Here is a 26987-nt window from a genome sequence, read left to right on the forward strand (position 1 = left end):
GAAGCAAGAAGCTCAGTCGCCGCGCACGGGGCGGGCCCGCACGTCGGTCACATCGTCGGCCGGGCCCAGCACGACCGGGCTGCGCACCGACTCGCCGCGCGCACGGGCGCTGACCACGTCGGCCGCCGTGGGCTCGGCCGGCTGTTGTGCCGCATGGCGAAATCGGTCGAAGCCCGAGCGCGGGTTGAAACGCATGACCCAGGGCGTCACGGGCTTGCCCGTGAGGCGCCCCCAGGCGTAGCGCACACCCCATACCGCCGCCAGCAGCAGGGCCGCCACGGCCAGGCTGGCCGCGAAGACCAGCCCCAGGAGCAGAAGAATGACGCGAAGAATGAAGTTCATCATCCGACTTTAGGCCGATGCAGCCGCCGTTGGTTCCCCGCCCTTGCGGAACGAGAACTGGCCCGGCGACTGGATCGGGTCGGTTTCGACCTCGATCGTGTCCTTCGGCCCGAAGCTGCCGTCCAGCAACAGCTTCGAGAGCGGGTTCTCGATGCGCTGCTGGATCGCGCGCTTGAGCGGACGCGCACCGAACACCGGGTCGAAGCCGACCTTGGCGATCTCGGCCAGCGCCGCAGGCGACACCTGCAGGCCCAGGTCCATCTTCGCCAGGCGCGCCTGCAGCACCTTGAGCTGGATCGCGGCGATCGATTCGATGTTCTTCGCGTCGAGCGCGTGGAACACGACGGTCTCGTCGATGCGGTTCAGGAACTCGGGGCGGAAGTAGTTCTTCAGCTCGTCCCACACCGCCTCCTTGATCTCCTCGCTCGGCTGGCCCACCATCGCCTGGATGATCGGCGAGCCGATGTTGCTGGTCATCACGATCACGGTGTTCTTGAAGTCCACGGTGCGGCCCTGGCCGTCCGTGAGGCGACCGTCGTCGAGCACCTGCAGCAGCACGTTGAACACGTCGGGGTGGGCCTTCTCGACCTCGTCGAGCAGCACCACGCTGTAGGGCTTGCGGCGCACGGCTTCCGTGAGGTAGCCGCCCTCTTCATAGCCCACGTAGCCCGGCGGCGCGCCGATGAGGCGGGCGACCGAATGCTTCTCCATGAACTCGCTCATGTCGATGCGGATCAGGTGGTCTTCGCTGTCGAACAGGAAGCCCGCGAGCGCCTTGCACAGTTCGGTCTTGCCCACGCCCGTGGGGCCGAGGAACAGGAACGAACCCGTGGGGCGGTTCGGATCGGAGAGGCCCGAACGCGAGCGGCGGATCGCATTGGCGACCGCACCGATGGCCTCGTCCTGGCCGACCACGCGTTCGTGCAGCTTGTCTTCCATGACGAGCAGCTTGTCGCGCTCGCCCTGCATGAGCTTGGCGACCGGGATGCCGGTGGCGCGCGCCACGACCTCGGCGATTTCTTCCGAACCGACCTGCGTGCGCAGCAGCGTGGGCGCACTGGACTTGCCCTTGCTCGCTTCGCTTTCCTCGGCTTCCTTCAGGCGCTTCTCGAGCGCCGGCAGCTGGCCGTATTGCAGCTCGGCGACCTTGTTGAAGTCGCCCTTGCGCTTCCACTCTTCGATCTGGAACTTGATCTTGTCGATGTCTTCGCGCACGTGCGCGCTGCCCTGGGCCTGGGCCTTCTCGGCCTGCCAGATCTCGTCGTAGTCGGCGATTTCCTTTTGCAGCTTGGTGATCTCGTCCTCGATGAGGCCGAAGCGCTTCTGCGAGGCTTCGTCCTTTTCGCGGCGCACGGCTTCGCGCTCGATCTGCAGCTGGATCAGACGCCGGTCGAGGCGGTCCATGACCTCGGGCTTGGAGTCCATCTCGATCTTGATCTTGGCCGCGGCTTCGTCGATGAGGTCGATGGCCTTGTCGGGCAGGAAGCGGTCGGTGATGTAACGGTCACTCAATTCGGCCGCGGCCACGATGGCCGGGTCGGTGATCTGCACGCCGTGGTGCACTTCGTACTTCTCCTGCAGACCGCGCAGGATGGCGATGGTGGCCTCGACGCTGGGCTCGCCCACGATGATCTTCTGGAAGCGGCGCTCCAGCGCGGCGTCCTTCTCGATGTACTTGCGGTACTCGTCCAGGGTGGTGGCACCCACGCAGTGCAGCTCGCCGCGCGCGAGCGCGGGCTTGAGCATGTTGCCCGCGTCCATCGCGCCTTCGGCCTTGCCGGCACCGACCATGGTGTGCAGCTCGTCGATGAAGACGATGGTCTGGCCTTCGTCCTTCGCGAGTTCGTTGAGCACGGTCTTCAGGCGCTCTTCGAACTCGCCGCGGAACTTGGCACCGGCCAGCAGCGCGGCCATGTCGAGCGACAGCACGCGTTTGCCCTTCAGCGACTCGGGCACTTCGCCCGCGACGATGCGCTGGGCCAGGCCTTCGACGATGGCGGTCTTGCCCACGCCGGGTTCGCCGATGAGCACGGGGTTGTTCTTGGTGCGGCGTTGCAGCACCTGGATGGCGCGGCGGATTTCCTCGTCGCGGCCGATGACCGGGTCGAGCTTGCCCAGGCGGGCGCGCTCGGTGAGGTCCAGGCAGTATTTCTTGAGGGCTTCGCGCTGGCCTTCGGCGTCGGCGCTGTTCACGCCCTGCCCACCGCGCACGGCCTCGATGGCGGCCTCGAGCGACTTGCGGCTCAGGCCGTTGTCCTTGGCGATCTTGCCGATGTCGGCCTTGCTGTCGGCCACGGCGAGCAGAAAGAGTTCGCCCGCGATGAACTGGTCATTGCGCTTGATGGCTTCCTTCTCGGTCGCCTGCAGCAGCTTGCCCAGCTCGGGGCCGACCTGCACGATGTCGTGGCCCTGCACCTGGGGCAGTTTCTTGATGGCGCCTTCGGCGGCCTGCAGCAGCCCGGGCACGTTGACGCCGGCACGCTCCAGCAGGGCGCGCGGGCCGTCGTCCTGGCGCAGCATCGCGACCAGCAGGTGGGCCGGTTCGATGTAGGCGTTGTCGCTGCCAAGGGCGAGCGACTGGGCGTCGCTCAGTGCTTCCTGAAATTTGGTGGTGAGTTTGTCTTGTCGCATGGTGGTATTCCTGCATCCAAAATAGGGCTGTTCGGGCACGATTCAAGGTTGCGAATCGGATTTGCACCCTGGGCACGGGTATTGCACCGGGCCCCGCACCTTCCTGCCGTAGGCATTTCTCTCTTTCTTCGAATGGAGTCGATCATGGTTTTTTCAATGCAGCGCGTCCAACCGATGCGCCGCGCGTTCAGCGTGGGTCTCTTGGCTGCGGCCATGGGCATGGCCGGCCTGGCACAGGCCCAGAGCGGCACGCCGGTGCGCCTCTTGGTGGGCTTTCCCGCCGGCGCGGGCACCGACGCCATTGCGCGCACCCTGGGCGAAAAGCTCAAGGACGTGCTGGGCGTGCCCGTGGTGGTCGAGAACCGCGCAGGTGCAGGCGGCCAGATCGCGGCGCAGGCGCTGAAGGCCGCGCCGGCCGACGGCCACACGCTGTTCCTGTCGCATGACCACTCGATCTCGATCCTGCCGCAGGTGGTGAAGAACCCGGGCTTCAACCCCGCGACCGACTTCGTGCCCGTGGCCGGCTTTGCCACCTTTGCCAACGTGCTGGCGGTGTCGGGCGGCACGCCGGCCAAGAGCATCGACGAGTACGTGAAGTGGATCCGCACGCAAAAGGGCGGCAAGGAAACGATCGGTGTGCCGGCGCCGGCGTCGATCCCCGAGTTCCTCGTGAAGATGATCTCGGACAAGTACAAGATCGACGTGCAGCCCGCGCCCTACCGCGGCAGCGCGCCCATGACGGCCGACATGCTGGGCAACCAGATCACGGCGGGCATCGCCTCGGTGCCCGACTTCATCGAGAACCACCGCGCGGGCAAGGTGCGCATCGTGGCCTCCATCGGCGCCAAGCGCCAGGCCCTGCTGCCGAACGTGCCGACCTTCACCGAGCTGGGCTTTGCGAACCTGGAAGACCTGCCCTACTACGGCATCTTCGCGCCGGTGGGCACGCCGCAAGCCGTCATCGACAAGTATGGCGACGCGCTGCAGAAGGTGCTGGCCATGCCCGACGTGAAGCAGAAGCTCACCACCATGGGCCTGACGGTCGGCTACGAGCCCCAGGGCCAGTTCGCGGGCCGCGTGCGCACCTACACGCAGACCTGGGAAAAGATCATCCAGGCGAGCGGCTTCAAGCCCTGAGCTGCGCGACCTGGTACGGCCCGGCACGGCCGTCACCTGGGTGATCTTCCGGCCGGGCGGAGCCCCTCTACGATGGGCCCTCGCCTTCCAACAACAAAGCCGGAGACACATCCCTCATGCGATTCACGACCCTCGCCGCCTCGCTGGCGGCCGCGCTGCTGCTCGGCGCCTGCGGCAGCACCGCGCCGATCTCCCCCGCCGAAGTCGGCGAATTGCGCCCGGGTTCGGGCTACCTCAAGGGCTACCTGCCGGCGGCCGAGCTGCCCGACAGCCTCGCCTTGCTGCCGGCGCCCCCGGCCGAGGGCTCGGCCGCGCTGGCGGCCGACGGCGCCACCTTCCGCGCGCTCACGGCCCTGCAGGGCACGCCGCGCGGCGCACTGGCGGTGCAGGACGCCAACCTCAAGTTTCCGAAGGCCGCCGAGGTGTTCTCGTGCGCGCTGGGCATGCCGATCTCCGAGCAAGCCACGCCGAACCTGAACATGCTGCTGCGCCGCACGCTGGCCGACGCCGGCACGGCCACCTACAAGGCCAAGAACACCTACAACCGCACACGCCCCTTCGTCGCCTTCAAGACCGGCAGCTGCACGCCCGCCGAAGAGGCCTCGCTGGCCAAGGACGGCTCCTACCCCTCGGGCCACTCGGCCGTGGGCTGGGCCTGGGCGCTGGTGCTGACCGAACTCGCCCCCGAACGCGCCGATGCGCTGCTGCAGCGCGGCCGGGCCTTCTCGCAGAGCCGCGCGATCTGCGGCGTGCACTGGCAGAGCGACGTCGAGAACGGTCGGCTGGTCGGCGCGGCGACCGTGGCGAAGCTGCACACGAACCCGGTGTTCCAGGCGCAGATGGCGGGCGCCCGGTCGGAGATCGCAAAGGCACGCGCGGCAGGTGCGGTGCCCGCTCAAGATTGCGGTGCGGAAGCCAAGGCGCTGGCGACCTCGGCACTGATCGCGCCCTGAGTCTCGAACGCGCCGCTCAGGTGGCGCTATTCGAGGCCGCGATGCCCCAGCGCGCCAGCGCCTCGTCGTCGGTGACGCGGGCATCGACCCAGCGCGCGCCCTCGGGCGTCTGCTCCTTCTTCCAGAACGGGGCCTGGGTCTTCAGGTAGTCCATCAGGAACTCGCAGGCCTGGAAGCTCTGGCCGCGGTGGGCGGACACCACCGCCACCATCATGATCTGGTCCAGCGGCTGCAGCAGCCCCACGCGGTGGATCACGCGCGCGCCGAGGATGTCGAAGCGCTTGTGAGCCTCGTCGATCATGGCCTCGATGGCCTTCTCGGTCATGCCGGGATAGTGCTCCAGCTCCATCGACGCGATGGTGCTGCCGTCGTTGCGGTCTCTGACCGTGCCGATGAAGCTGCAGACGGCGCCGACGCGCGCGTCGGCCGCGCGCAGGGCGGCGATCTCGGCACCGGCGTCGAAGTCGGCCGTCTGGATGGAAACGCGAGGGAGCGAGGACATGCCCAAATTGTGGCACTGCCGCCCTACACTGCGCCGATGCCGGCCCCCACGTCGCAGCCCCTGACACCCGACGATGTCGAGATGCTGCGGCGCGTCGACCTTGCCGCGCGCACCCCGGCCGCCGGCCTGACGGTGCTGGCCGTGCTGCTGGCGGGTTGCGCCCTCGTCTTCGTGGTGATCGGGCGGCTTCCCGGCGCCCCGGCGGGCCTAGCCCTGGCGATGAACGCGGCGGCGCTGGGCACCTTGCTGCTGGGCGTGTGGCTGTTCACCCATCGGGCGCGGATCGACCGGCGCCGGGCCCAGGCCACCCGCGAGGCCCTGGCGAAAAACAGCAAGTTCACCGTGGCCGGCACCGTGGACCACGTGGCCGCCCTGCCCGGCGGCGCGCTGCGCTACACGGTCGACGGCCAGTTCCACATCGACGTCGTGCCGGTGCTGGGCCTGGACGCGCCTCGCAGCCACGCCGTGGGCCGGCCGCTGACGGCGGTGCGGCACCTGGCGCAGGCGCCCGTCGAGATCGAATGCGTGGCGCGCGACAACGCCGTGCATCTGCTGCTGCGCACGCGTTATCCGATGGCACGCCAGGCCACGCGCACCGAGCGGCCGGCCACCTCGCGCGACCGTCGGCGCGCCGGACGCTCGGACCGCCGCTTCATGGGCGTCGTGCTGGCGGGGGGCGCGGTCCTGGCGATCGGGACGGCGTGGGCCGACGGTTTTCGCCCGGGCTTCGGCCTGTTCATGGCGGGGTACGCGGCCGCCATCTGCACGCTGGTGTTCGTGGTCGGCGTGCTGCCGCAGCTGCTGCGCGCACGCCGGTTCACGCACCTGCACACGGTGAGCGGGCCGGTCACCGAAATCCTCACGGCCCAGGTGCCGCAGGGCAAGCACACGGCGGAGGTGCGCTGGTTCCGGGTCGACGGCCAGCTGTTCGGCGCACTCGACCTCAAGACCGACGCGCAGCTGGGCAACCAGGTCACCGTCGAGTTCCTGGGCAATGCCCGCGCCGCCGAGGGCGGCCGTGTCGTGAGCCTGCAACGCAGCGCCACCGCACCGCCGGCCTAGGCGCGACAATGCAGCCCATGCCTTCGCGCCGCACGCCCACCCGCCTCTCGCCTTCGTTCGAAGGCCAGGCACGCGCGCGCCAGGGCAACAAAGCCAAAAAACCAAAGCTCGTCTGACCGGAGCCGAGGTTCCGTCGTCGGATGAGCGACGGAACCTGCCAAGGCTTTGGCCCCTCTTGGGTTGCGCGCGCATCGGACGGTGGTTCTTTCCATCGGTCGATTCCTGAAAGGAAGCCTGCGTGCCACATCAACAACCAACCGCCGACACCCCCGATTTCTCGGGCCTGTGGGTCGCCCTCGTCACCCCGTTCCGCGACGGCGCGGTCGACCACACCGCGCTGGCCGCGCTCGTGCGCCGGCTCGCCGACGACGGCGTGACCGGCTTCGTGCCCTGCGGCTCCACCGGCGAGGCCGCCGCGCTCGACGAGGCCGAGCAGCTGGCCGTGCTCGACACCGTGCTGACCGCCGCCGGCGGCCTGCCGGTCGTGATGGGCGTGTCGGGCTACCACCTGGGCAAGGCCACGGCGTGGGCCCGCAAGCTCTCGGAACGCCCGTTGGCGGGCCTGCTGGTGGCCGCGCCGCACTACATCCGCCCGTCGCAGGCCGGCGTGCTCGAGTGGTTCCACGCCATCGCCGATGCCAGCACGGTGCCCGTGCTGGTCTATGACATCCCCTACCGCACCGGCGTGACCATCGCGCGCGAGACGATGCTGGCGCTGGCCGAGCACCCGCGCATCCGCGGCATCAAGGACTGCGGCGGCGACATGGCCAAGACGCGCGCGGTGATCGCCGACGGCCGGCTGCAGGTGCTCACGGGTGAAGACCACCAGATCTTCGCCACCATGGCCGAAGGCGGCGTGGGCGCCATCGCGGCCAGCGGCCATGTGCAGACGAAGCGCCTCGTGCGGCTGGTGCGCCTGCTGGCCGAGAACCGGCTGGCCGAGGCGCGCGCCGAATGGCAGCCGCTGCAGCCGCTGCTGGAGATGCTGTTTGCCGAACCCAACCCGGGCCCGCTGAAGGCGCTGCTGGCGCATGCGGGCGAACTGCGTGACGAGCTGCGCTCGCCGATGACGCGCGCGTCGGACGGCCTGCGCGAGCGCCTCGTGGCGCTGGACGCGCGGCTCAGCCGCCCGTGACGGGCGGGAAGAACGCGACTTCGCAGTCGTCGTTCAGCGCGGCGGCCTCGTCGCTCATGGTCTGGTCGAGCGCCATGCGCACGGCCTTGCCGCGTGCGAGCGCGCCGGCGTAGGCCCCGCCGCGGGCGATGAGCTCGTCGCGCAGGGACGCGAGCGTGCCGGCCTGCGTGTCGACGGTTTCGCCGCTGTTGGACAGTGCCTCGCGCACTGAGGCGAAATAACGGATGCGGACCTTCATGGGGAGATTCAGCCGAGCAGCGATGCGAGAGGAATGAAGTTCACGGTGTCGCCGGACTGGATGGTCCGGCCCGCCGGGTTGTCGACCAGGCCGTCGCCCCAGACCATCGAGGTGAGCACGCCCGAGCTCTGGTTGGCGAACAGGTCGAGCCCGCCCGCCGCGTTGCGCCGCACGCGCAGGAACTCGCGGCGCTTGTCCGCACGCGGCCAGTCGAAATCGGCGCGCAGCGGCACGGCCGCGGGCGCCACGCGCGTGGCACCCTGCAGCGCGAGCAGGAAGGGCCGCACGAGCATCAGGAAGGTCAGGAAGCTCGACACCGGATTGCCGGGCAGCCCCGTGACATGGCAAGCGCCCTGCCCGTTTCTGCGCGCGATCGAGCCGTAGGCGAAGGGCTTGCCGGGCTTCATCGACAGCGACCACAGCTGCAGCTCGCCCAGCGATTGCAGCGCGGCGCGGATGTGGTCTTCTTCGCCGACCGAGACACCGCCGGTGGTGATGATCAGGTCGTTCGCCTCGGCCGCCTCGCGCAGCGCGGCGATGGTGGCTTCGCGGTTGTCGGGCACGATGCCCAGGTCGTTCACCTCGCAGCCCAGGCGGTGCAGCAGCGCGCGCATGAAGAAGCGGTTCGAGTTGTAGATCGCGCCGGGCTTCATCGCGTCGGGCGCGACCTCGCCGGGCATCACCAGCTCGTCGCCGGTCGAGAGCATGGCCACGCGCGGCTTGCGCGCGACCTGCAGGCGGTCGAAGCCGACGCTGGCGGCCAGGCCGAGCGCGGCGGGCGTGAGGCGTTCGCCGCGCTGGAGCACCACGTCGCCCGAAGCCACGTCTTCGCCTGCGCGGCGCACCCACTGGCCGGCCACGGGCGCGATGGCGATGCGCACCGACCCCAGACCGCCCTCTTGGGGCGTGGCGGCCGTGTCTTCCTGCATGACGACCGCGTCGGCGCCTTCGGGAATCTGCGCCCCTGTGAAGATGCGCGCCGCCATGCCGGCCGCGAGCGGCGTGCCGACGGTGCCGGCGGGAATGCGCTGCGTCACCCGCAACTCGGTGCCGGGCGTGGCGCAATCGGCCGCGCGCACGGCGTAGCCGTCCATCGCGCTGTTGTCGCGCGGCGGCACGGTGAGGCCCGAGACGAGGTCCTGCGCCAGCACGCGCCCGTCGGCGTCGAAGGTGCCGACGCTTTCGGCCGGCAGCAGCGGCCGGGCCTTGGCGAGCAGCACCGCGATCGCTTCATCGAGCGGCATCAGCGGCGGGCGCGAGGACGAGGCGGCGAAGGGAACGGGAGAGGAATCAGCCATGGTGTCCGGGGTTGTAGTCGAAGCGCTCGCCGCTGTCGATCAACCACGTGGCAATGGCCTCGGCGTCGTTGAGGTCGAGCACCGGGCGCGCCGTGGCCTCGGGCAGGCCGGCCGGCGCATCGGTGGCGATGGCGGTGACAAAGGGGTCGTCGATGTAGAGCGCGGGGCGCGGCGCCTCGCCGTCGCCGCTCGGACGCCAGACCTCGATCTTGAGCACGTCGCTGTGACGGAAGCCCTCGATCAGCGCCCAGTCGACCGCCGGATGCAGCTCGGCGAGCAGCTGGTGCACCGTGAGCTCGACCGGCACCTCGAACTCGCGCATCAGCGCGAGCCGCTGGTCGGACGCGACGACCACCTCGAAGGCCCCGGCCTGCCGGTGGCGCCAGGTGTCCTTGCCGACGTGGTCGATGTCGAAGCGGTGGTGCGCATGCTTGACCACCGACACGCGCAGTCCGCGCTGCTTGAGCACGGGAATCAGGCGCTCCACCAGCGTGGTCTTGCCAGCGCCGGAATACCCGGCGAAGCCGACGACCTTCATGCCGCGGACGCCCCGGTCAGTCGCAGTGCTGGGCGATGTAGGCCTTGACGGCCTCGGCATCGGCCGGCAGCTGGACCACGCGCTTGGGCAAGGCTTCGATGCCTTCGAACTTCTTCGGGCGCGCGGGCTCCTCGCCCAGCGCCTCGACCACCGTGGCCGCGAACTTGATCGGCAGCGCGGTCTCGAGCACCACCATCGGCACGCCGGGCGTGAGCTGCTCGCGCGCGGCCTTGAGGCCGTCGGCGGTGTGCGGGTCGATCAGCGTGGCGAAGCGCTTCTCGGTGTCGCGGATCATCGCGAGCCGGTCGGCGTGCGTGCTGCGGCCGCTGCGAAAGCCGAAGCGCTCGGCAGCCTGCTTGAACGCCGGATCGGCGCTCAGGTCGAAGCTGCCCGTCAGGCCCAGGTCGTCCACGAACAGCTGGCGCAGACGGGCGGGATCGCGGCCGACCAGGTCGAACACGAAGCGCTCGAAGTTGCTGGCCTTGCTGATGTCCATCGACGGGCTGGAGGTTTCGTGCGTGTCGACCGCCGCGCGCACGCGGTACACGCCGGTGCGGAAGAACTCGTCGAGCACGTCGTTCTCGTTGGTGGCGACCACCAGCGTCTGGATCGGCAAGCCCATCATGCGTGCCACATGGCCCGCGCAGACGTTGCCGAAGTTGCCCGAGGGCACGGTGAAGCTCACGGGCTTGTCGTTGCTTGCGGTGGCCTGGAAGTAGCCCGCGAAGTAATAGACGACCTGTGCCAGCAGACGCGCCCAGTTGATCGAGTTGACCGTGCCGATGCGGTACTTGCGCTTGAAGCCCAGGTCGTTCGACACGGCCTTGACGATGTCCTGGCAGTCGTCGAACACGCCGGTGATGGCGATGTTGTGGATGTTGGCGTCCTGCAGGCTGAACATCTGCGCCTGCTGGAACGGGCTCATGCGGCCGTCCGGCGAGGTCATGAAGACACGCACGCCCTTCTTGCCGCGCATGGCGTACTCGGCCGCGCTGCCGGTGTCGCCGCTGGTGGCGCCCAGGATGTTGAGCTCGGCGCCGCGGCGGGCCAGTTCGTACTCGAACAGGTTGCCCAACAGCTGCATCGCCATGTCCTTGAAGGCCAGCGTGGGGCCGTTGGACAGGGCTTCGAGGTACACGCCATCTTCGAGCTCGCGCAGCGGCACGATCTCGTCGGTGCCGAACACCTCGGCCGTGTAGGTCTTCGCGCAGATCGCCTTCAGGTCGGCCGCAGGAATGTCGTCGATGTACAGCGAGAGGATTTCGAAGGCCAGCTCGGCGTAGGGCAGCGTGCGCCACTTGGCGAGCGTGGCGGTGTCGACCTGCGGGTACGTCTCGGGCAGGTACAGGCCGCCATCGGGCGCCAGGCCTTCGAGGAGGATTTCGCAGAAGCGCTTGCGGTCGGCGTGGCCGCGGGTGCTCAGGTAGTTCACTTCAACTCTTCCTTGCGGATGCGCACGATGGGCTCGAGCACGGTAGGCAGCGCCTGCAGCTCGGCCATGACGTCGTCGACGGTGCCTTCGCGCGCGTCGTGCGTGAGGATGATGAGGTCAGTCTGCGTCGAACCCTCGCCGCCCACTTCGTCGGCTTCGCGCTGCAGCACGGCGTCGATGCTGATGCCGGCGGTGGCCAGCAGGCCCGTCACCTTGGCGAGCACGCCGGCCTGGTCGGCCACGCGCAGGCGCAGGTAGTAGCTGGTGACGACTTCCGACATCGGCAGCACCTTCAGGTCGCTCATGGCGTCGGGGTGGAAGGCCAGGTGCGGCACGCGGTGTGCGGCGTCGGCGGTGTGCAGGCGGGTGATGTCGACGAGGTCGGCGATCACGGCGCTGGCGGTCGGCTCGCTGCCGGCGCCCTTGCCGTAGTACAGCGTGGTGCCCACGGCGTCGCCGTGCACGACCACGGCGTTCATGGCGCCTTCGACGTTCGCCAGCAGGCGCTTGGACGGCACGAGCGACGGGTGCACGCGCAGCTCGATGCCCTGGGCAGTGCGCTTGGTCACGCCCAGCAGCTTGATGCGGTAGCCGAGCTGCTCGGCGTACTTGATGTCTTGTGCAGCGAGCTTGGTGATGCCTTCGACGTGGGCCTTGTCGAACTGCACGGGAATGCCGAAGGCGATGGCGCTCATCAGCGTGACCTTGTGCGCGGCGTCGACGCCTTCGATGTCGAAGGTGGGGTCGGCTTCGGCGTAGCCCAGGCGCTGGGCTTCCTTCAGCACGGTGGCGAAGTCCAGGCCCTTGTCGCGCATCTCGGACAGGATGAAGTTGGTGGTGCCGTTGATGATGCCGGCCAGCCACTGGATGCTGTTGGCCGTGAGACCTTCGCGCAGCGCCTTGATGATCGGGATGCCGCCGGCCACCGCGGCCTCGAAGGCCACCATCACGCCCTTGGCATGCGCGGCCGCGAAGATCTCGGTGCCGTGCACGGCGAGCAGCGCCTTGTTGGCCGTGACCACGTGCTTGCCGGCCGCGATGGCTTCGAGCACCAGCTGCTTGGCGATGCCGTAGCCGCCGATGAGTTCGATGACGATGTCGATGTCGGGGTTGGCGATGACTTCGCGCGCATCGGCGACCACCTTCACGCCTTCGCCGGCCACTTCGCGGGCGCGGGCGGTGTCGAGATCGGCCACCATGGTGATCTCGATGCCGCGGCCGGCGCGGCGCTTGATTTCTTCCTGGTTGCGCTGGAGCACCTTGAAGGTGCCGCTGCCGACCGTGCCTGCGCCGAGCAGGCCTACTTGGATGGATTTCATGGGAGGGGTCGCGTTCATGGTTTGGATGGGGTGAGAGGCGGTGCTGCGGCGTCCACGAGGCGGCTGACGTAGCGCGGCAGGCTCCAGGCGCCGCCCGCGAAGCCGCGGCACATGCCGTCGCCGGCCGCGCCGGTGCGCACGAAGGTCGTGCCGTTGAAGTGCCAGGTTTCGCTCGACCAGCAGTCGCCGATGCCGCGGCCCTTCATGGAAGAGGTGACGCTGGCGTCTTTCTCGTCGAACTCGCCGCTCGCTTCGAGCGACACGGGCGCATAGGGCGGCTTGTCGTTGGCGGTCCAGAGCAGCGTGGTGTAGTTGTACGCGCCCACGCCGCAGCCCAGTGCCAGGAGCACCTTGCGGTCGTTCAGGCGGTGAACCTCCACCGACTTGGCGTTGACCTGGTCCTGGTTGTTGCACCGCTCGCGCGCTTCTTTCAGGTCGAGCGACGGAAAGATGCGCGCGGCCAGCGTGTCGTCGCCAGGCCGCGCCTTCGGCGGCTTGACCACATGGACGACGGGCATGGGCACCGGCGGCTGCACGGAAGACTCGGGCTTGGCGCCCTTGCGCACCAGCGCACCCGGGGTGCCGACGCGGCCCTGCGCTTCGTCCATTTTCAGCAGCACGGCGTTGAGGCCGGCGAGCGACAGCGTCCACTTCTTGCCGCCGTTGGCCGTGACGGTGGCGTCGTCGCTCTTGAGCAGCTCAGGCAGCACGGCGCGGATCTGGCCCTGGTCGAAGCTGGCGGTTCCCGCGTCGAGGCCGGACAAGGCGGCCTTGCCGACCTTGAAGCGCAGCGGCCCCTTGGCACTGCCGTCATCGCCGATCTGCAGCTGGATGTCCAGGGCCGTGTTCGGCCCGGCCGCGCGGGTGATCAGCATCGACACCTGCTGGTGCTCCCCGCCGTCCGCCTGGTAGCCGGCGGCGCGGCAGGTCAGCGTGTTGTCGCAGACCAGTTCCCAGTCGTTGTGCGAGAACGAGACCGGCTCTTTCTTCCCGGTCGCGCCGACAGACAGTGCGCCCAGCAACAGCGCGGCAGCGACGCAGGCGGATTTCATGGTCCCGTCTTGCGACGCAACCGGTACTGCTCCAGGAACTTGGCGATGCGGTTGATGGCCTCGCGCAAGTCGTCTTCGTGGGGCAGGAACACGATGCGGAAGTGGTCCGGCGTGGCCCAGTTGAAGCCGGTGCCCTGCACCAGCATCACACGGGTTTCCTTCAGCAGCTCGAGGAAGAACTGGCGGTCGTCCGCGATCGGATAGACCTCGGGGTCGAGCTTGGGAAACATGTAGAGCGCGGCGCTGGGCTTGACGCAGCTCACGCCGGGAATGGCGGTGATCAGCTCGTAGGCCAGGTCGCGCTGGCGGCGCAGGCGCCCGCCTTCGCACACGAGGTCGTTGATGCTCTGGTAGCCGCCGAGCGCCGTCTGGATCGCCCATTGGCCCGGCACGTTGGCGCACAGGCGCATGTTCGAGAGCATGTTCAGGCCCTCGATGTAGTCGCGTGCGCTGCGCTTGTCGCCCGACACCACGAGCCAGCCGGCGCGGTAGCCGCACGAGCGGTAGCTCTTGGACAGCGAATTGAAGGTCAGCGTGAGCACGTCGGTCGACAGGCTGGCGATGGCCGTGTGCTTGACGCCGTCGTACAGCACCTTGTCGTAGACCTCGTCGGCGAAGATCACGAGGCCGTGCTCGCGGGCGATCTCGACGAGGCTCTTGAGCAGCTCGTCGGAATACAGCGCCCCGGTCGGGTTGTTCGGGTTGATGACCACGATGCCCTTGGTGCGGGGCGTGATCTTGGCGCGGATGTCGGCCAGGTTCGGCATCCAGCCGTTGTCCTCGTCGCACAGGTAGTGCACCGGCGTGCCGCCCGACAGGCTCGTGGAGGCGGTCCACAGCGGGTAGTCGGGGGCCGGCAGCAGCAACTCGTCGCCGTCGTTGAGCAGCGCGTTGGTGGACATGGCGATCAGCTCGCTGGCGCCGTTGCCCAGGTAGATGTCGTCGAGCGTGACACCCGCGATGCCCTGCTTCTGGGTCTCGTGCATCACGGCCTTGCGCGCCGCGAAAACGCCCTTGCTGTCCGAGTAGCCCGCCGAGGTCGGCAGGTTGCGGATCATGTCCTGCTGGATCTCCTCAGGCGCATCGAAGCCGAACACGGCCAGGTTGCCGATGTTGAGCTTGATGATCTTCTGGCCTTCTTCCTCCATCTGCTTGGCGGCGTCCATGATGGGGCCGCGGATGTCATAGAGGACGTTGGCCAGCTTGGCCGATTTCTTGAGCTGCTTCAAAGGGGCCCTCCCGGGCGGGTTTACTCGAAGGTCAAAGGCCCCTGCGGGCCTCGTGTCACTAGGGAAAACCTATAATTTGACCACAGTTCCCAGTGCCCCGATGAAGCTCCAGCCCGACAAATCCGACGTCCAGACCCTCACCGCACACGGCCCCGGCTGGGTCGCGATCAACAACGAAAAGGTGGAGGGCAGCGTGGTCGTGGGTTCGCGTGGCGAACGCTTTGCCTGGGATTGCACGCGTTTCGACCAACTGGGCCCCGAACAATTCGCGCAATTGGCGTCATTGGGCGCCGAATTGGTCATTTTCGGCAGCGGCAACCGCATCCGATTTCCCCAGCCCGCATGGCTGCAGCCCCTGATGGCGCAACGCACCGGCGTGGAGACCATGGACACCCCGGCAGCCTGCCGCACCTACAACATCTTGGCCGGTGAAGGCCGGCACGTCATCGCCGCCCTGCTCGTCGAGAGCCCGGCGGGTGGCTGAGAGAGGGGTTTTCGAGGTAAAATACCGGGTTGCGAACCGGCCAGCTACCCCAAGTTAGCAACGACCAATCCTCCGTTCATCGAGCAAGCCCGAAAAAGGCTGAGAGGGCTCGGAGAACGGAATCTAACGGAGAAAACAAGTTTCATGGCGATCGTTGTCAACAAACCCATTCCTGAATTCGACGCCAACGCCACGGGCGGCATCAAGGTTTCGAACACCTCGCACCTCGGCCACGTCATGGTCATGTATTTTTACCCGAAAGATAACACTCCGGGTTGCACGACCGAAGCGATGCAGTTCCGCGACCACTACAAAGACTTCGAAAAAGCCGGTGCCACGGTCTTCGGCGTGTCGCGCGACAACATGAAGTCGCACGACGAATTCAAGGCCAAGCTCGAACTCCCCTTCGAACTGATTGCCGACACCGAAGAAAAAATGTGCCACATGTTCGGCGTGGTCAAGAACAAGATCATGTACGGCAAGAAGGTCAAGGGCATCGAGCGCAGCACCTTCCTGATCGGCGCCGACGGCATCCTGAAGGCCGAATGGCGCGGGCTCAAGGTTCCAGGCCATGTCGAAGACGTCCTCAAGGCCGTCAAGGCACTCAAGAAGGCCGCCTGATCGCGCCGCAAGGCACCGGACGTGCGCTTTTGCATCAAGTCGTGGGAATTGCCCCACGCGGCGTGCAAAGAGCCTCTGGTGCGTCTTTTGCGGTGTGCATAATGGCCTCATGCCGTTGAGCTCCACGACCGCATCCTCCGAACGAAGCCGCCTGGGTCTACAGGCGGCTTTTTCGTTTTCCGGCCCTCCTCTTTCTTCCTTGCGAGCGACCTGACCCATGCCATTGCCTCCCGCCCCCACGAAACGCGCCGCATTGCTCTCGCCGGACGCGATCGACGCACCCGCCCGTCCCTCGCACAGAAACTCGCGCCGTTCCGGCGATTCGCGCGACGACGCCCCCGCCAAGAGCGGACCGCAGCCGCTGGAGCTGTTCGACAACCTCGGCACGGAAGGCGGCGGCGATGCGCCCACTGCACGCCCAGCGCGTCCGGCACGCCGCTCGAAAACCAAGGCTGCACCCGCCCCGGCGCCCACGTCGGCACCGGTGAGCGCACCGCAGCAGCAACAACCCGCGATGGTGCAGGTCGAGACGCGCGTGCCCACGCCCGCCCCGGCAGCCGCCACGCCCGTCGCGGCGCCCCAGCAGGCGCCGGCACGCCCCAAGCGCAAGTCCACCGGCCCCGCCAAGCTGTTCGTGCTCGACACGAACGTGCTGCTGCACGACCCGATGTGCCTGTTCCGCTTCGAGGAACACGACATCTTCCTGCCGATGATCGTGCTGGAAGAGCTCGACGGCCACAAGAAGGGCACGACCGAAGTCGCGCGCAACGGCCGCCAGACCAGCCGCACGCTCGACGCGCTGGCCGCCGCGCAGGACGCCGACATCGACAAGGGCCTGAAACTCGACACCACCGGCCACCGTGAAGCCGGCGGGCGCCTCTTCTTCCAGACCGCCCCGCTCGATTACTCGCTGCCGATCAGCCTGCCCCAGGGCAAGGCCGACAACCAGATCCTCGGCGTCGTGCACGCGCTGCGCGACGAGTACGCCAAGGACCGCCCGGGCAAGCCGAAGCAGGAGGTGGTGCTGGTGTCCAAGGACATCAACATGCGCGTCAAGGCGCGCGCGCTGGGCCTGGCTGCCGACGACTACCAGAACGACAAGACGCTGGAAGACGGCGACCTGCTCTACGCCGGCTCGCTCGCGCTCCCGCCCGATTTCTGGACCCGCCAGAGCAAGACGGTCGAAAGCTGGCAAAGCGGCAGCAACACCTTCTACCGGATCAGCGGTCCGCTGGTGCCCAACCTCTACATCAACCAGTTCGTCTTCTTCGAGGCGCCCGGCGAGCCGAGCATGTACGCGCGCGTCACCGAGATCCGCGACAAGACCGCGGTGCTCAAGACGCTCAAGGACTACAGCTCGGGCAAGAACGCGGTCTGGGGCGTGAACACGCGCAACCGCGAGCAGAACTTCGCGATGAACCTGCTGATGGACCCCGAGATCGACTTCGTCACGCTGACCGGCACGGCCGGCACCGGCAAGACGCTGATGGCGCTGGCCTCCGGCCTCACGCAGGTGCTCGACGACCGCCGCTACACCGAGATCATCATGACCCGCGCCACCGTGAGCGTGGGTGAAGACATCGGCTTCCTGCCCGGCACCGAGGAAGAAAAGATGGGCCCCTGGATGGGCGCACTCGACGACAACCTCGAGTTCCTGGCCAAGGGCGACGGCGGCGGTGCCGGCGAGTGGGGCCGCGCGGCCACCAACGAGCTGATCCGCAGCCGCATCAAGGTCAAGAGCATGAACTTCATGCGCGGCCGGACCTTCCTGAACAAGTACGTGATCATCGACGAGGCGCAGAACCTCACGCCCAAGCAGATGAAGACGCTGATCACCCGCGCCGGCCCCGGTACGAAGATCATCTGCATGGGCAACCTCGCGCAGATCGACACGCCCTACCTCACCGAAGGCTCGTCGGGCCTGACCTTCGCGGTCGACAAGTTCAAGGGCTGGCCGCATGGCGGGCACATCACGCTGGCGCGTGGCGAACGCTCGCGACTGGCCGACTTCGCAAGCGACGTGCTCTAAATTCGTCGGCTCTGACCGACACCGGCCCGCGCATGCTCCCGGAGCATCGCGGGCTTTTTTTCGCCCGCCATGACAGGCTACTGACAAGACGTTGTCAGGAGGCGGCTCGCACCATCCAGGCTCCTTCCAACGCAACGAACGAAAGAGAGCACTTCATGACCACCCATGCCATCACCTGGTTCGAGATTCCGGTCGCCAACCTGGACCGCGCCCAGGCCTTCTACGAAACCGTGCTCGCGCGCAAGCTGCGCCGCGAAGACTTCGGCGGCAACCCCCTGGCCGTGTTTCCCTACGACGACCCCGCCACCGGCGGCGCGCTGAAGCCCGGCGCCAACACCAGTGCGCAGGCCGGCAGCGGCATCCGCGTCTACCTCGACTGCATGCCCAGCATCGATGCTGTGCTCTCGCGCGTCGAAGCGGCCGGCGGGCAGATCGTGGCGCCCAAGTCCGCGCTGCCGCCGGGCATGGGCTTCATCGCCCACCTGCGCGACACCGAAGGCAACGAAGTCGGCCTGCACGCCCCGGCCTGAGACACCATGGCACAACGCAACTGGATTGCGGTCGCCAGCGCCGAGCACGCCCGGCGCGGCCGGGACCACCGGCCGCTCGGGTTCATGCAGGTGGGCCACGGCAAGCTCGCGCCACTCAAGCGCGTGGCGGCGGGCGACCGCGTGGCTTACTACGCACCGGCCACGGTGTTCGGCGGCACGGACAAGCTGCAAAGCTTCGTGGCGCTGGGCATCGTCCAGCCTGGCGACCCCTACGAGTTCGACATGGGCAACGGCTTCGTCCCGTGGCGCCGCGACGTGGCCTATGTCGCCGCGCACGAGGCGCCCATCGCCCCGCTGATCGAACGCCTTGCCTTCATCGAAACCCCGAAGCAATGGGGCTACAAGTTCCGCTTCGGCCTGTTCGACATCACCGACATCGACATGAAACTGATCGCGCAGACGATGAAGGCCGAACCGAAGGCGCTCCTGTTTTGAGCGCTTTCGCCCTCCTCATCCGCCACTTCCGGAGAAACAACGCATGGACCCCATCCGCCAACCCCACGACGCCTTCCGCGTCGCCGGCCTCACGGTACGCACCACCAACCGCGAAGAGATCGACCCCGCCACCGCACGCATCGGCGCGCTGTGGAACCGCTTCTTCGGCGAACAGACCTACGAGTCGACGCCGCACCGCACCAGCGACACGCGCATCTTCAGCGTCTACTCCGCCTACGAATCGGACGCGCACGGCGCCTTCGACATGACGGCCGGCGTGGCCGTCTCGGATGGCGCCAACAGCGTCGCCATCGAAGCCGGCGACTACCTCGTGTTCACCGGCCGCGGCGAGATGCCGCAGATGGTGATCGCCACCTGGCAGCGCATCTGGCAGTATTTCGAGGCGCACCCGGAAATCGTTCGCCGCTACCGCAGCGATTTCGAAGCCTACGAGGGGCCGGACGCAGTGGCGATCCACATCGGAGTCTCATGAGCACACGCAAGGGCTGGCGCGACAGGCTGGCCGGCTACCCGAACCTGCCGAACGTGAAGGCCATTCCCCCGGCCATGCGCGCGCGGCATGGCGAGGGCACCATCGCCACGCCCTCGCCCGCTGAAGTCGAGGAGGCCATGCGCGGCGTGCCCGAAGGCCGGCTCGCGACCGTGCTCGGTATCGGCGAAGACATCGCGGCGCGCCACCAGGCCACCATCGGCTGCACCGTGACCACGGCCATCTTCGCCCACATGGTGGCCCACGCCACCGAGGAAGCCATGACGACCGGCGCCGGCCGCGCGCCAGGCACGCCGTACTGGCGCACGCTCAAGATCGGCGGCGAGCTCAACCCGAAGTACCCGGGTGGCATCGAGGCCCAGATGTCGCGCCTCGAGGCCGAAGGCCACACGGTGGTCCAGCGCGGCAAGCGCTACTTTGTCGAGGACTTCGCCAGGAAGCTCGTCGGAACGCGTTGATGCGCCGCGCCGACCGCCTCTTCCAACTCGTGCAGCTCATCCGCGGCCGCCGGCTCACCACGGCCGCCTTCCTGGCGCAGCGCCTGGAGGTGTCCGAGCGCACGGTGTACCGCGACGTGGCCGACCTGCAGCACCAGGGCGTGCCGATCGAGGGCGAGGCCGGCGTCGGCTATCGGCTCGGCGCGGGCTTCGAGCTGCCGCCGCTGATGTTCACGCAGGACGAGGCATCGGCACTCGTGGCCGCCGCACGCATGACCCAGAGCTGGGTCGATCCCGCGATGGCGCGCAACATCGAGACGGGCCTGGGAAAGATCCTGTCGGTGCTGCCACCGGCGGCGCGCGTGTCGGCCGAAGCGCTGGCGCTGTATGCACCCGCGCTCGGCCTCGACGACGCCCTGCGCACCCGGCTGCAGACGCTGCGCGAGGCCGTGCAGGCGCACCAGAAGCTGCGGCTGCACTACCGCGACGTCTCGGGCGACGCCAGCGAGCGCACGGTGCGGCCGCTGGGCTGCTTCTATTGGGGCAAGGTCTGGACGCTCTCGACGTGGTGCGAGTTGCGCAACGATTTCCGCGGCTTCCGGGTCGACCGCATGGAGGCGGTGGAGGTGCTCACCACGCGCTTCCAGGACGAGCCAGGCAAGACGCTGGCCGACCTGCTGCGGCAGGTGAAGGCCGAGGCACAGCGCCACAAGGTGTGGGAGCAGAAGCCGCCGGCCTCGACGTCCGAGCCCGGCGGCGATGCCGGCTGACGAGTTGCCCTGCGGTCAGTACTCGTCGTTGTTGCTGTAGCCGACGAGGTTCTCGAACTTGGTGATCGGCTTCAGGAAGGCCAGCTTCACCGTGCCGGTCGGGCCGTTCCGGTGCTTGCTGATGATCACCTCGGCCACGCCCGGCTCCTTCGACTCCTTGTTGTAGTAGTCGTCGCGGTAGATGAACATGATGATGTCCGCGTCCTGCTCGATGGCGCCGGATTCGCGCAAGTCGCTCATCATGGGGCGCTTGTCGGTACGCGCTTCCACGCCGCGGCTGAGCTGCGACAGCGCGATCACCGGGCACTTCAGTTCCTTGGCCAGCATCTTTAGGCCGCGCGAGATTTCGCCCACGGCCGTGGCGCGGTTCTCGTCGCCCGAGCTGCTGGTGGACATGAGCTGCAGGTAGTCGACCACGATCAGCCCCAGGCGCCCGTACTGGCGCGCCAGCCGGCGCGCATTGGCGCGCAGTTCGCTGGACGAAAGGCCCGGCGTCTCGTCGATGTGCAGCGACACCGTGCGCAGCTTCTCGATGGCCTCGGTCAGGCGCGGCCACTCCTCGTCGCTGAGCTTGCCGGTGCGCAGGTGGCCCTGGTCGATGCGGCCGATGGAGCCCACGATACGCACCGCCAGCTGGGCAGCGCCCATTTCCATCGAGAACACCGCCACCGGCAGCCCCTCTTCGAGCGCCACGTGCTCGGCGATGTTGATCGCCAGCGAGGTCTTGCCCATCGATGGACGCGCGGCCAGCACGATCATGTCGCCCGGCTGCAAGCCCGAGGTCATCTTGTCGAAGTCGTTGAAGCCGGTGCGCACGCCCGTGATGTCGTTCGGGTTCTCGGCCATCTCGGTCACGCGGTCGAGCAGTTCGACCACCAGGGAATCCATGCTCTGGAAGCCCTGCTTCATCCGCGTGCCTTCTTCGCCGATGTTGAAGATCTTCTGTTCGGCTTCGTCCAGGATCTTGTCGACCGGCTTGCCCTGCGGATTGAAGGCGTTGGTCGCGATCTCGTCGGCGGCGGTCACGAGCTTGCGCAGGATGGAGCGCTCGCGCACGATCTCGGCGTAGCGCCGGATGTTGCTCGCGCTCGGCACGTACTGCGCGAGCGAGTTCAGGTAGACCAGCCCGCCGATGTCGTCGGCCTTGCCGAGGTTCTGCAGCTGCTCGAAGACCGTGATCACGTCGGCCGGCTTGCTGGCATTGATCAGCCCGCCGATGGCCGCGTAGATCAGCTTGTGCTCATGGCGGTAGAAGTCGCCGTCGACCAGCAGGTCGCCCATGCGGTCCCAGGCGCCGTTGTCCAGCAGCAAGCCCCCCAGCACGCTGGATTCGGCCTCGATGGAGTGAGGCGGAATGCGCAGTTGCGCGATCTGGCGGTCGGCCGACGAATCATTGTCGGCATAGGAGAAAACGGCGGACATGGACTTCCCTTGCAACCCTGCATGCTAAGCCGCGCAGGGCACGGCGTGTGTGGACAAGGTTGTTAATAAACAGTGAACTTCCGGTGCGGCGAGGTGGACAACTCGCGCGCAGAAAAGAAAAAGCCGCCCGAAGGCGGCTTTCTTGCGTCAGCGCACCGGGCGCTGTGAACGATCAGGCGGTTTCGCCGTAGACCGTGACGGTGATCTCGACGACCACGTCGGTGTGCAGCGAGACGCTCACGGTGTTGTCGCCAACGACCTTGATCGGGCCGTTCGGCAGACGCACTTGCGACTTGGCAACCTTGTAGCCCTGCTTGTTCAGCTCTTCGGCGATGTCGCCGTTGGTGACCGAACCGAACAGACGGCCGTCCACGCCAGCCTTTTGGGTCAGCTTGACGGTCGAGCCAGCGAGCTTCTCGCCCTGGGCTTGCGACTCGGCCAGCTTGGCGGCCGCAGCCTTTTCGAGTTCGACGCGCTTGGCTTCGAATTCGGCCTTGTTGGCAGCGGTGGCGCGACGAGCGCGGCCCGAGGGGATCAGGAAGTTGCGTGCGTAGCCGTCCTTGACCTTGACGATGTCGCCCAGGCCGCCGACGTTCAGAACCTTGTCCAGAAGAATGATTTGCATGGTGTGTGCTCCTTCTTAGACGCGGTGCTGGTCGCTGTACGGCACCATGGCCAGGAAGCGCGCGCGCTTGATGGCGGTGTTCAGCTGACGCTGGTAGATCGCGCGCGTGCCGGTCAGGCGTGCGGGGATGATCTTGCCGTTTTCGCTGATGAAGTCACGCAGCGTGTCGATGTCCTTGTAGTCGATTTCTTCGACGCCAGCGACGGTGAAACGGCAGAAGCGCTTGCGCTTGAACAGCAGCGACTGGGTGTTGCGCTTCGGGCGCTTGTCTTTGTTGAATTTCTTGAACGTGGCCATTGGGGGACCTCTTGTCGAAAATTAATCTTGCTGAAAATCCTGGATGTGCAGGACCGGATGCTTGCCGTTGCCCGGTGTCGCGAGAAACCCCTGGAATCGCCAGAGACTTCCCATCGACTGCGCTGCGAGCCGCTCGGCGATGGCGCCGAACGCAACGGCCTTAAGGGCCGTCTTCACCTGCCGGGGCTTTCCCGCCTCCTGGAGCGTCGACTCATGGTCGAGCTTCAGATCGAGGGCGGGCAGGCCGGCTGGCGTGTATCGCAGGGTTCCGAGTTCGGCGACAGAGGCGGTCAGCAGAAGCTGGTTGACCCCGGTCGCCGCAGCGGCAGCCGTCACGCCATCAGTTGTTGTTGGCGGCGTATTCGGCCTGCTGGGCCTTGCGGGCCTCTTCGCGCTCGACCGTCTTCATCATCGACGAAGGACCGGTGTCGGCCTTCTTCTTCTGAACGGTCAGGTGACGCAGCACGGCATCGTTGAACTTGAACGCGTGTTCCAGTTCGCCCATCACGGCTTGTTCAGCTTCGATGTTGACGCACAGGTAGTGGGCCTTGTTGAGCTTGTTGATCTGGTAAGCCAGCTGACGGCGGCCCCAGTCTTCAACGCGGTGGACCTTGCCGCCGCCGGCCGTGATCAGGCCCTTGTAACGCTCCAGCATGGCCGGAACTTGTTCGCTCTGATCCGGGTGGATGAGCAAGATGATTTCGTAGTGACGCATGGCACTCCTTGTGGATTCTTCCGTGGAAGAGGAAAAGCCACCCGCAGCGTCGGGCGCGGTATGGCAAGGCAAAGCCGGCGATTATAGCCCTGTGTTGCGCAATCCGGCAAGACACCTCAGTCGTTGAGGGCCTTGTCGAGGGCAGCCGCCTTCTCCGCGCCAACGGCGGCGCGGATCTTGGGCGCAAGTGCCAGGAGGTCTTCGTAGCTGGTCGTGCCTTCGACCTGGAGGTTGAGCCGGAAGCCCATCAGGCCCAGGCCGCCGGTCAGCTGGGTGGCAATCGGATACGCGTCCTTGTAGCGCTGCTGCCGGCTGCGGCCGGAAGGTGCAGCAGGCGCCGGGGCCGCCGAAACCGCGGGCGCCACGGCTGGCGGCTGGCCGGCCAGAGGCGCCAGCAGGCCCAGCGCGACCATCTGATCGACCTCCTCGCGCCCGATGCCCAGGCCCGAGGCCAGCACGTCGTCGATTGAGCGCTTGCCGTCGAACTGGATGAAGGCCGAGCGCTGGCGCGGCGTCAACGGCACCGAGCGGTCCTTGAGGACCTGCTGTCCGGCTTCCGTCTTGACAAGAATCATGGGGGTCTCCGGCGAAGTGCTGACACAGGCCCTGACGGGCCCACATCACCTCAGGCAGGCAGCCGGATTGCGCCGCCTGCGAATGTCACGAGTCTGACACCGGAAACGCACTTTGTTTCATTTGCACGGGCGGGCACGGGGGAATCCCCCATGGGGATTTCCGCCATTCGCCGTGCTGCGTCACGCGGCGGTGCATGCCCGCCGCGCGCTGGCTCAGCCTCTCTGGGCGAGTTGCTGCCAGGTGTCGATCACGCTGTCCGGGTTCAGCGAGATCGATTCGATGCCCTGCTCCGCCAGCCACAGCGCGAAGTCCGGGTGGTCGCTGGGGCCCTGGCCGCAGATGCCGACGTACTTGCCTTCGGCCTTGCAGGCCTTGATGACGCGGCTCAGCAGCGCCTTGATGGCCGGGTCGCGCTCGTCGAAGTCGGCCGCCAGCAACTCCAGGCCGGAGTCGCGGTCCAGGCCCAGCGTGAGCTGGGTCAGGTCGTTCGAACCGATCGAGAAGCCGTCAAAGAACTTCAGGAACTCTTCCGGCAGCACCGCATTGCTCGGCACCTCGCACATCATGATCAGCTTGAGCGCGTTCTCGCCGCGCTTGAGGCCATGCTCGCCCAGCAGCGTGGTCACGCGCTCGGCCTGGCCCAGCGTGCGCACGAAGGGCACCATGATCTGCACGTTGGTCAGGCCCATGTCGTTGCGCACGCGCTTGAGCGCCTCGCATTCCATGGCAAAGGCCTCGCCGAAGTCGGCGCTCAGGTAACGCGCCGCGCCGCGGAAGCCCAGCATCGGGTTTTCTTCTTCGGGCTCGTAGCGGCTGCCGCCGATCAGCTTGCGGTACTCGTTCGACTTGAAGTCCGAGAGGCGCACGATGACGGGCTTGGGCCAGAACGCGGCGGCGATGGTCGCGACGCCTTCGGTGACCTTGTCAACGTAGAACGCGCGCGGCGAGGCATGGCCACGGGCCACCGACTCGACGGCCTTCTTCAGGTCGTTGTCGACGTTCGGGTAGTCGAGGATCGCCTTCGGGTGCACGCCGATGTTGTTGTTGATGATGAACTCGAGGCGGGCCAGGCCCACGCCGTGGTTCGGCAGCTGCGCGAAATCGAAGGCAAGCTGTGGGTTGCCCACGTTCATCATGATCTTCAGATCGATTTCGGGCATCACGCCGCGCTGCACCTCGGTCACTTCGGTCTCGAGCAGGCCGTCGTAGATGAAGCCGGTGTCGCCCTCGGCGCAGCTCACGGTGACGAGCGTGCCGTCCTTGAGCAGGTCGGTGGCGTCGCCGCAGCCGACCACGGCCGGAATGCCGAGTTCGCGCGCGATGATGGCCGCGTGGCAGGTGCGACCGCCGCGGTTGGTGACGATGGCGGCGGCGCGCTTCATCACCGGTTCCCAGTTGGGGTCGGTCATGTCGGTGACGAGCACGTCGCCGGCCTGCACCTGGTCCATCTCGCTGATGTTGTGCACGATGCGCACGGCACCGGTGCCGATCTTCTGGCCGATGGCACGGCCTTCGGCCAGCACGGCGCCCTTGCCCAGCAGCTTGTAGCGCTGCTCGGCCTTGCCCTGCTGCTGGCTCTTCACCGTTTCGGGACGCGCCTGCAGGATGTAGAGGTGGCCGTCGGTGCCGTCCTTGCCCCACTCGATGTCCATCGGGCGGCCGTAGTGCTCTTCGATCACCAGCGCGTAGCGGGCCAGCTGCTCCACGTCGGCGTCGCTGAGCGAGTAGCGGTTGCGCTGCTCGGCCTTGACGTCGGTGGTCTTGACCAGCTTGCCGCTCGCCTTCTTTTCTTCGGGCGTGGCGAACTCCATCTGGATCAGCTTGGAGCCGAGGTTGCGGCGGATGACGGCCTTCTTGCCGGCCTTGAGGGTCGGCTTGTGCACGTAGAACTCGTCGGGATTCACCGAGCCCTGCACCACCGTCTCGCCCAGGCCATAGCTCGAAGTGATGAACACGACCTGGTCGAAGCCCGACTCGGTGTCGATGGTGAACATCACGCCGGCGGCGCCGAGGTCGGAGCGCACCATGCGCTGCACGCCGGCCGACAGCGCGACCACGTCGTGCTCGAAGCCCTTGTGCACGCGGTAGCTGATGGCGCGGTCGTTGTACAGGGAGGCGAACACCTCCTTCATCTTGTGCAGCACGTCGTCGATGCCGACCACGTTCAGGAAGGTTTCCTGCTGGCCGGCGAACGAGGCGTCGGGCAGGTCTTCGGCGGTGGCCGAGGAGCGCACGGCGAACGAGGCGGCAGGGTTGCCGGCGCTCAGCGTGGCAAAGGCTTCGCCGATGGCTTTTTGCAGATCGGCCGGGAACGGCTGGGCCTCGACCATGGCACGGATTTCGGCGCCGGCCGCGGCCAGGGCGCGCACGTCTTCGGTGTCCAGCGCGGCCAGGCGCTTGCTGATCTTGTCGGCCAGGCCGTCGTGCGCCAGGAACTGGCGGAACGCGTGGGCCGTGGTCGCAAAACCGGTCGGCACGCGCACGCCCTGTGGCAGCTGCGAGATCATTTCGCCGAGGCTGGCGTTCTTGCCGCCAACCGACTCGACGTCGGTCATCCTCAGGTTTTCAAATGGCACGACCAGTGCGGTCGCCTCGAAAAGTGCAGACATGGGGAAGCTCCAGAAGTTGAAACCGGCGCTGCATGCA

Annotated in this window: 29 protein-coding genes; 12 read left to right on the top strand and 17 right to left on the bottom strand. The window is 67.4% G+C overall.

Features of this window, described 5'->3' with window-relative positions:
- Positions 1-12 precede the first annotated feature (12 nt).
- Together AC07O4_RS24015 and clpB are read right to left on the bottom strand one after the other, a co-directional pair.
- Positions 13-342: a hypothetical protein gene (locus AC07O4_RS24015; RefSeq protein ID WP_223301262.1), complete on the bottom strand. Its 330-nt coding sequence runs from the start codon at positions 340-342 to the stop codon at positions 13-15.
- 9 nt (positions 343-351) lie between these two features.
- Positions 352-2973 carry an ATP-dependent chaperone ClpB gene (gene clpB, locus AC07O4_RS24020; protein ID WP_159272522.1) on the bottom strand — a complete coding sequence of 874 codons (2622 nt, stop codon included), beginning with the start codon at positions 2971-2973 and terminating at the stop codon, positions 352-354.
- A 156-nt stretch (positions 2974-3129) separates the two neighbouring features.
- On the opposite strand from clpB, the gene AC07O4_RS24025 reads away from it, so the two are divergent.
- Both AC07O4_RS24025 and AC07O4_RS24030 read left to right on the top strand, forming a co-directional pair.
- Complete coding sequence (locus AC07O4_RS24025; RefSeq protein WP_172438470.1) at positions 3130-4110, top strand: Bug family tripartite tricarboxylate transporter substrate binding protein; 981 nt, start codon at positions 3130-3132, stop codon at positions 4108-4110.
- 116 nt (positions 4111-4226) lie between these two features.
- Entirely contained in the window at positions 4227-5063 is an 837-nt protein-coding gene (locus AC07O4_RS24030) for an acid phosphatase (protein WP_495305861.1), read from the top strand.
- 16 nt (positions 5064-5079) lie between these two features.
- On the opposite strand, the gene AC07O4_RS24035 is transcribed toward AC07O4_RS24030, so the two are convergent.
- On the bottom strand, positions 5080-5565 hold the full coding sequence (locus AC07O4_RS24035; protein ID WP_447743081.1) for a molybdenum cofactor biosynthesis protein MoaE: 486 nt from the start codon (positions 5563-5565) through the stop codon (positions 5080-5082).
- 36 nt (positions 5566-5601) lie between these two features.
- On the opposite strand from AC07O4_RS24035, the gene AC07O4_RS24040 reads away from it, so the two are divergent.
- Together AC07O4_RS24040 and dapA are read left to right on the top strand one after the other, a co-directional pair.
- On the top strand, positions 5602-6627 hold the full coding sequence (locus AC07O4_RS24040) for a hypothetical protein (RefSeq protein WP_495305862.1): 1026 nt from the start codon (positions 5602-5604) through the stop codon (positions 6625-6627).
- A 238-nt stretch (positions 6628-6865) separates the two neighbouring features.
- On the top strand, positions 6866-7762 hold the full coding sequence (gene dapA, locus AC07O4_RS24045) for a 4-hydroxy-tetrahydrodipicolinate synthase (protein ID WP_495305863.1): 897 nt from the start codon (positions 6866-6868) through the stop codon (positions 7760-7762).
- Here the strand turns inward: dapA and AC07O4_RS24050 are convergent.
- Genes AC07O4_RS24050 through AC07O4_RS24080 form a run of 7 tightly spaced genes read right to left on the bottom strand, consistent with a single transcriptional unit; the run spans position 7749 to position 14868 of the window.
- On the bottom strand, positions 7749-8000 hold the full coding sequence (locus tag AC07O4_RS24050) for a MoaD/ThiS family protein (protein ID WP_495305864.1): 252 nt from the start codon (positions 7998-8000) through the stop codon (positions 7749-7751). The two genes, dapA and AC07O4_RS24050, sit on opposite strands and share 14 nt — an antisense overlap.
- Positions 8001-8008: 8 nt before the next feature.
- Complete coding sequence (locus tag AC07O4_RS24055; protein WP_495305865.1) at positions 8009-9298, bottom strand: molybdopterin molybdotransferase MoeA; 1290 nt, start codon at positions 9296-9298, stop codon at positions 8009-8011.
- Positions 9291-9836, bottom strand: coding sequence for a molybdopterin-guanine dinucleotide biosynthesis protein B (gene mobB, locus AC07O4_RS24060; protein ID WP_495262841.1), 546 nt, complete (start codon positions 9834-9836; stop codon positions 9291-9293). Before mobB ends, AC07O4_RS24055 begins: the two co-directional genes overlap by 8 nt.
- Positions 9837-9852: 16 nt before the next feature.
- Positions 9853-11268, bottom strand: coding sequence for a threonine synthase (gene thrC, locus AC07O4_RS24065; protein WP_495305866.1), 1416 nt, complete (start codon positions 11266-11268; stop codon positions 9853-9855).
- The gene (locus AC07O4_RS24070; RefSeq protein ID WP_159277543.1) at positions 11265-12587 is read right to left on the bottom strand and encodes a homoserine dehydrogenase; all 1323 of its coding nucleotides are present in this window, start codon (positions 12585-12587) and stop codon (positions 11265-11267) included. Before AC07O4_RS24070 ends, thrC begins: the two co-directional genes overlap by 4 nt.
- A 14-nt stretch (positions 12588-12601) precedes the next feature.
- A complete protein-coding gene (locus tag AC07O4_RS24075; RefSeq protein ID WP_495305867.1) occupies positions 12602-13639 on the bottom strand; it encodes a DUF1176 domain-containing protein in 1038 nt (345 codons plus the stop codon).
- A complete protein-coding gene (locus AC07O4_RS24080; protein ID WP_095950778.1) occupies positions 13636-14868 on the bottom strand; it encodes a pyridoxal phosphate-dependent aminotransferase in 1233 nt (410 codons plus the stop codon). The genes AC07O4_RS24075 and AC07O4_RS24080 overlap by 4 nt, the downstream gene beginning before the upstream one ends.
- A 100-nt stretch (positions 14869-14968) precedes the next feature.
- Here AC07O4_RS24080 and AC07O4_RS24085 point away from each other — a divergent pair, with 100 nt between their 5' ends.
- The 8 genes from AC07O4_RS24085 (at position 14969) to AC07O4_RS24120 (ending at position 20706) form a co-directional block, all read left to right on the top strand.
- Complete coding sequence (locus AC07O4_RS24085; RefSeq protein ID WP_062472996.1) at positions 14969-15352, top strand: Mth938-like domain-containing protein; 384 nt, start codon at positions 14969-14971, stop codon at positions 15350-15352.
- Between the two features lie 144 nt (positions 15353-15496).
- A complete protein-coding gene (locus AC07O4_RS24090; RefSeq protein WP_062472998.1) occupies positions 15497-15973 on the top strand; it encodes a peroxiredoxin in 477 nt (158 codons plus the stop codon).
- A 217-nt stretch (positions 15974-16190) separates the two neighbouring features.
- Positions 16191-18002, top strand: a complete 1812-nt coding sequence (locus AC07O4_RS24095; protein WP_492743455.1) for a PhoH family protein — start codon at positions 16191-16193, stop codon at positions 18000-18002.
- 155 nt (positions 18003-18157) lie between these two features.
- Positions 18158-18532: a VOC family protein gene (locus tag AC07O4_RS24100; RefSeq protein ID WP_062473002.1), complete on the top strand. Its 375-nt coding sequence runs from the start codon at positions 18158-18160 to the stop codon at positions 18530-18532.
- Between the two features lie 6 nt (positions 18533-18538).
- Positions 18539-18988, top strand: a complete 450-nt coding sequence (locus AC07O4_RS24105; protein ID WP_070059600.1) for an EVE domain-containing protein — start codon at positions 18539-18541, stop codon at positions 18986-18988.
- A gap of 43 nt (positions 18989-19031) precedes the next feature.
- Entirely contained in the window at positions 19032-19481 is a 450-nt protein-coding gene (locus AC07O4_RS24110; RefSeq protein ID WP_159272547.1) for a GyrI-like domain-containing protein, read from the top strand.
- Positions 19478-19957, top strand: a complete 480-nt coding sequence (locus AC07O4_RS24115; RefSeq protein ID WP_139706141.1) for an MGMT family protein — start codon at positions 19478-19480, stop codon at positions 19955-19957. The genes AC07O4_RS24110 and AC07O4_RS24115 overlap by 4 nt, the downstream gene beginning before the upstream one ends.
- The gene (locus tag AC07O4_RS24120; protein WP_492743459.1) at positions 19957-20706 is read left to right on the top strand and encodes a helix-turn-helix transcriptional regulator; all 750 of its coding nucleotides are present in this window, start codon (positions 19957-19959) and stop codon (positions 20704-20706) included. Before AC07O4_RS24115 ends, AC07O4_RS24120 begins: the two co-directional genes overlap by 1 nt.
- A gap of 15 nt (positions 20707-20721) precedes the next feature.
- On the opposite strand, the gene dnaB is transcribed toward AC07O4_RS24120, so the two are convergent.
- The 7 genes from dnaB to ppsA form a co-directional block, all read right to left on the bottom strand.
- Positions 20722-22128: a replicative DNA helicase gene (gene dnaB / locus AC07O4_RS24125; protein WP_062473012.1), complete on the bottom strand. Its 1407-nt coding sequence runs from the start codon at positions 22126-22128 to the stop codon at positions 20722-20724.
- A 172-nt stretch (positions 22129-22300) separates the two neighbouring features.
- The gene (gene rplI / locus AC07O4_RS24130) at positions 22301-22753 is read right to left on the bottom strand and encodes a 50S ribosomal protein L9 (RefSeq protein ID WP_056583114.1); all 453 of its coding nucleotides are present in this window, start codon (positions 22751-22753) and stop codon (positions 22301-22303) included.
- A 15-nt stretch (positions 22754-22768) separates the two neighbouring features.
- Entirely contained in the window at positions 22769-23050 is a 282-nt protein-coding gene (rpsR, locus tag AC07O4_RS24135; RefSeq protein WP_007830781.1) for a 30S ribosomal protein S18, read from the bottom strand.
- Positions 23051-23071: 21 nt separating this feature from the next.
- Positions 23072-23386: a primosomal replication protein N gene (priB, locus tag AC07O4_RS24140; RefSeq protein ID WP_062473014.1), complete on the bottom strand. Its 315-nt coding sequence runs from the start codon at positions 23384-23386 to the stop codon at positions 23072-23074.
- 4 nt (positions 23387-23390) lie between these two features.
- Entirely contained in the window at positions 23391-23765 is a 375-nt protein-coding gene (gene rpsF / locus AC07O4_RS24145) for a 30S ribosomal protein S6 (protein WP_062473016.1), read from the bottom strand.
- A gap of 116 nt (positions 23766-23881) precedes the next feature.
- Positions 23882-24340, bottom strand: a complete 459-nt coding sequence (locus AC07O4_RS24150) for a hypothetical protein (RefSeq protein ID WP_369647648.1) — start codon at positions 24338-24340, stop codon at positions 23882-23884.
- Between the two features lie 213 nt (positions 24341-24553).
- The gene (ppsA, locus tag AC07O4_RS24155) at positions 24554-26950 is read right to left on the bottom strand and encodes a phosphoenolpyruvate synthase (RefSeq protein ID WP_062473021.1); all 2397 of its coding nucleotides are present in this window, start codon (positions 26948-26950) and stop codon (positions 24554-24556) included.
- Positions 26951-26987 lie beyond the last annotated feature (37 nt).

The sequence above is a fragment of the Variovorax sp. GW821-FHT09D04 genome (genome assembly GCF_059416405.1).

Coding starts and splice junctions, on each gene's coding strand:
- rpsF (WP_062473016.1), bottom strand. CDS start 23,765: ATGCGTCACTACGAAATCATCTTGCTCATCCACCCGGATCAGAGCGAA.
- dnaB (WP_062473012.1), bottom strand. CDS start 22,128: ATGTCCGCCGTTTTCTCCTATGCCGACAATGATTCGTCGGCCGACCGC.
- AC07O4_RS24070 (WP_159277543.1), bottom strand. CDS start 12,587: ATGAAATCCATCCAAGTAGGCCTGCTCGGCGCAGGCACGGTCGGCAGC.
- AC07O4_RS24040 (WP_495305862.1), top strand. CDS start 5,602: ATGCCGGCCCCCACGTCGCAGCCCCTGACACCCGACGATGTCGAGATG.
- AC07O4_RS24105 (WP_070059600.1), top strand. CDS start 18,539: ATGGCACAACGCAACTGGATTGCGGTCGCCAGCGCCGAGCACGCCCGG.
- AC07O4_RS24120 (WP_492743459.1), top strand. CDS start 19,957: ATGCGCCGCGCCGACCGCCTCTTCCAACTCGTGCAGCTCATCCGCGGC.
- AC07O4_RS24100 (WP_062473002.1), top strand. CDS start 18,158: ATGACCACCCATGCCATCACCTGGTTCGAGATTCCGGTCGCCAACCTG.
- AC07O4_RS24075 (WP_495305867.1), bottom strand. CDS start 13,639: ATGAAATCCGCCTGCGTCGCTGCCGCGCTGTTGCTGGGCGCACTGTCT.
- ppsA (WP_062473021.1), bottom strand. CDS start 26,950: ATGTCTGCACTTTTCGAGGCGACCGCACTGGTCGTGCCATTTGAAAAC.
- AC07O4_RS24035 (WP_447743081.1), bottom strand. CDS start 5,565: ATGTCCTCGCTCCCTCGCGTTTCCATCCAGACGGCCGACTTCGACGCC.
- AC07O4_RS24115 (WP_139706141.1), top strand. CDS start 19,478: ATGAGCACACGCAAGGGCTGGCGCGACAGGCTGGCCGGCTACCCGAAC.
- AC07O4_RS24015 (WP_223301262.1), bottom strand. CDS start 342: ATGAACTTCATTCTTCGCGTCATTCTTCTGCTCCTGGGGCTGGTCTTC.
- mobB (WP_495262841.1), bottom strand. CDS start 9,836: ATGAAGGTCGTCGGCTTCGCCGGGTATTCCGGCGCTGGCAAGACCACG.
- rplI (WP_056583114.1), bottom strand. CDS start 22,753: ATGCAAATCATTCTTCTGGACAAGGTTCTGAACGTCGGCGGCCTGGGC.
- AC07O4_RS24025 (WP_172438470.1), top strand. CDS start 3,130: ATGCAGCGCGTCCAACCGATGCGCCGCGCGTTCAGCGTGGGTCTCTTG.
- AC07O4_RS24085 (WP_062472996.1), top strand. CDS start 14,969: ATGAAGCTCCAGCCCGACAAATCCGACGTCCAGACCCTCACCGCACAC.
- clpB (WP_159272522.1), bottom strand. CDS start 2,973: ATGCGACAAGACAAACTCACCACCAAATTTCAGGAAGCACTGAGCGAC.
- AC07O4_RS24110 (WP_159272547.1), top strand. CDS start 19,032: ATGGACCCCATCCGCCAACCCCACGACGCCTTCCGCGTCGCCGGCCTC.
- AC07O4_RS24090 (WP_062472998.1), top strand. CDS start 15,497: ATGGCGATCGTTGTCAACAAACCCATTCCTGAATTCGACGCCAACGCC.
- AC07O4_RS24095 (WP_492743455.1), top strand. CDS start 16,191: ATGCCATTGCCTCCCGCCCCCACGAAACGCGCCGCATTGCTCTCGCCG.
- AC07O4_RS24050 (WP_495305864.1), bottom strand. CDS start 8,000: ATGAAGGTCCGCATCCGTTATTTCGCCTCAGTGCGCGAGGCACTGTCC.
- AC07O4_RS24030 (WP_495305861.1), top strand. CDS start 4,227: ATGCGATTCACGACCCTCGCCGCCTCGCTGGCGGCCGCGCTGCTGCTC.
- rpsR (WP_007830781.1), bottom strand. CDS start 23,050: ATGGCCACGTTCAAGAAATTCAACAAAGACAAGCGCCCGAAGCGCAAC.
- AC07O4_RS24150 (WP_369647648.1), bottom strand. CDS start 24,340: ATGATTCTTGTCAAGACGGAAGCCGGACAGCAGGTCCTCAAGGACCGC.
- AC07O4_RS24055 (WP_495305865.1), bottom strand. CDS start 9,298: ATGGCTGATTCCTCTCCCGTTCCCTTCGCCGCCTCGTCCTCGCGCCCG.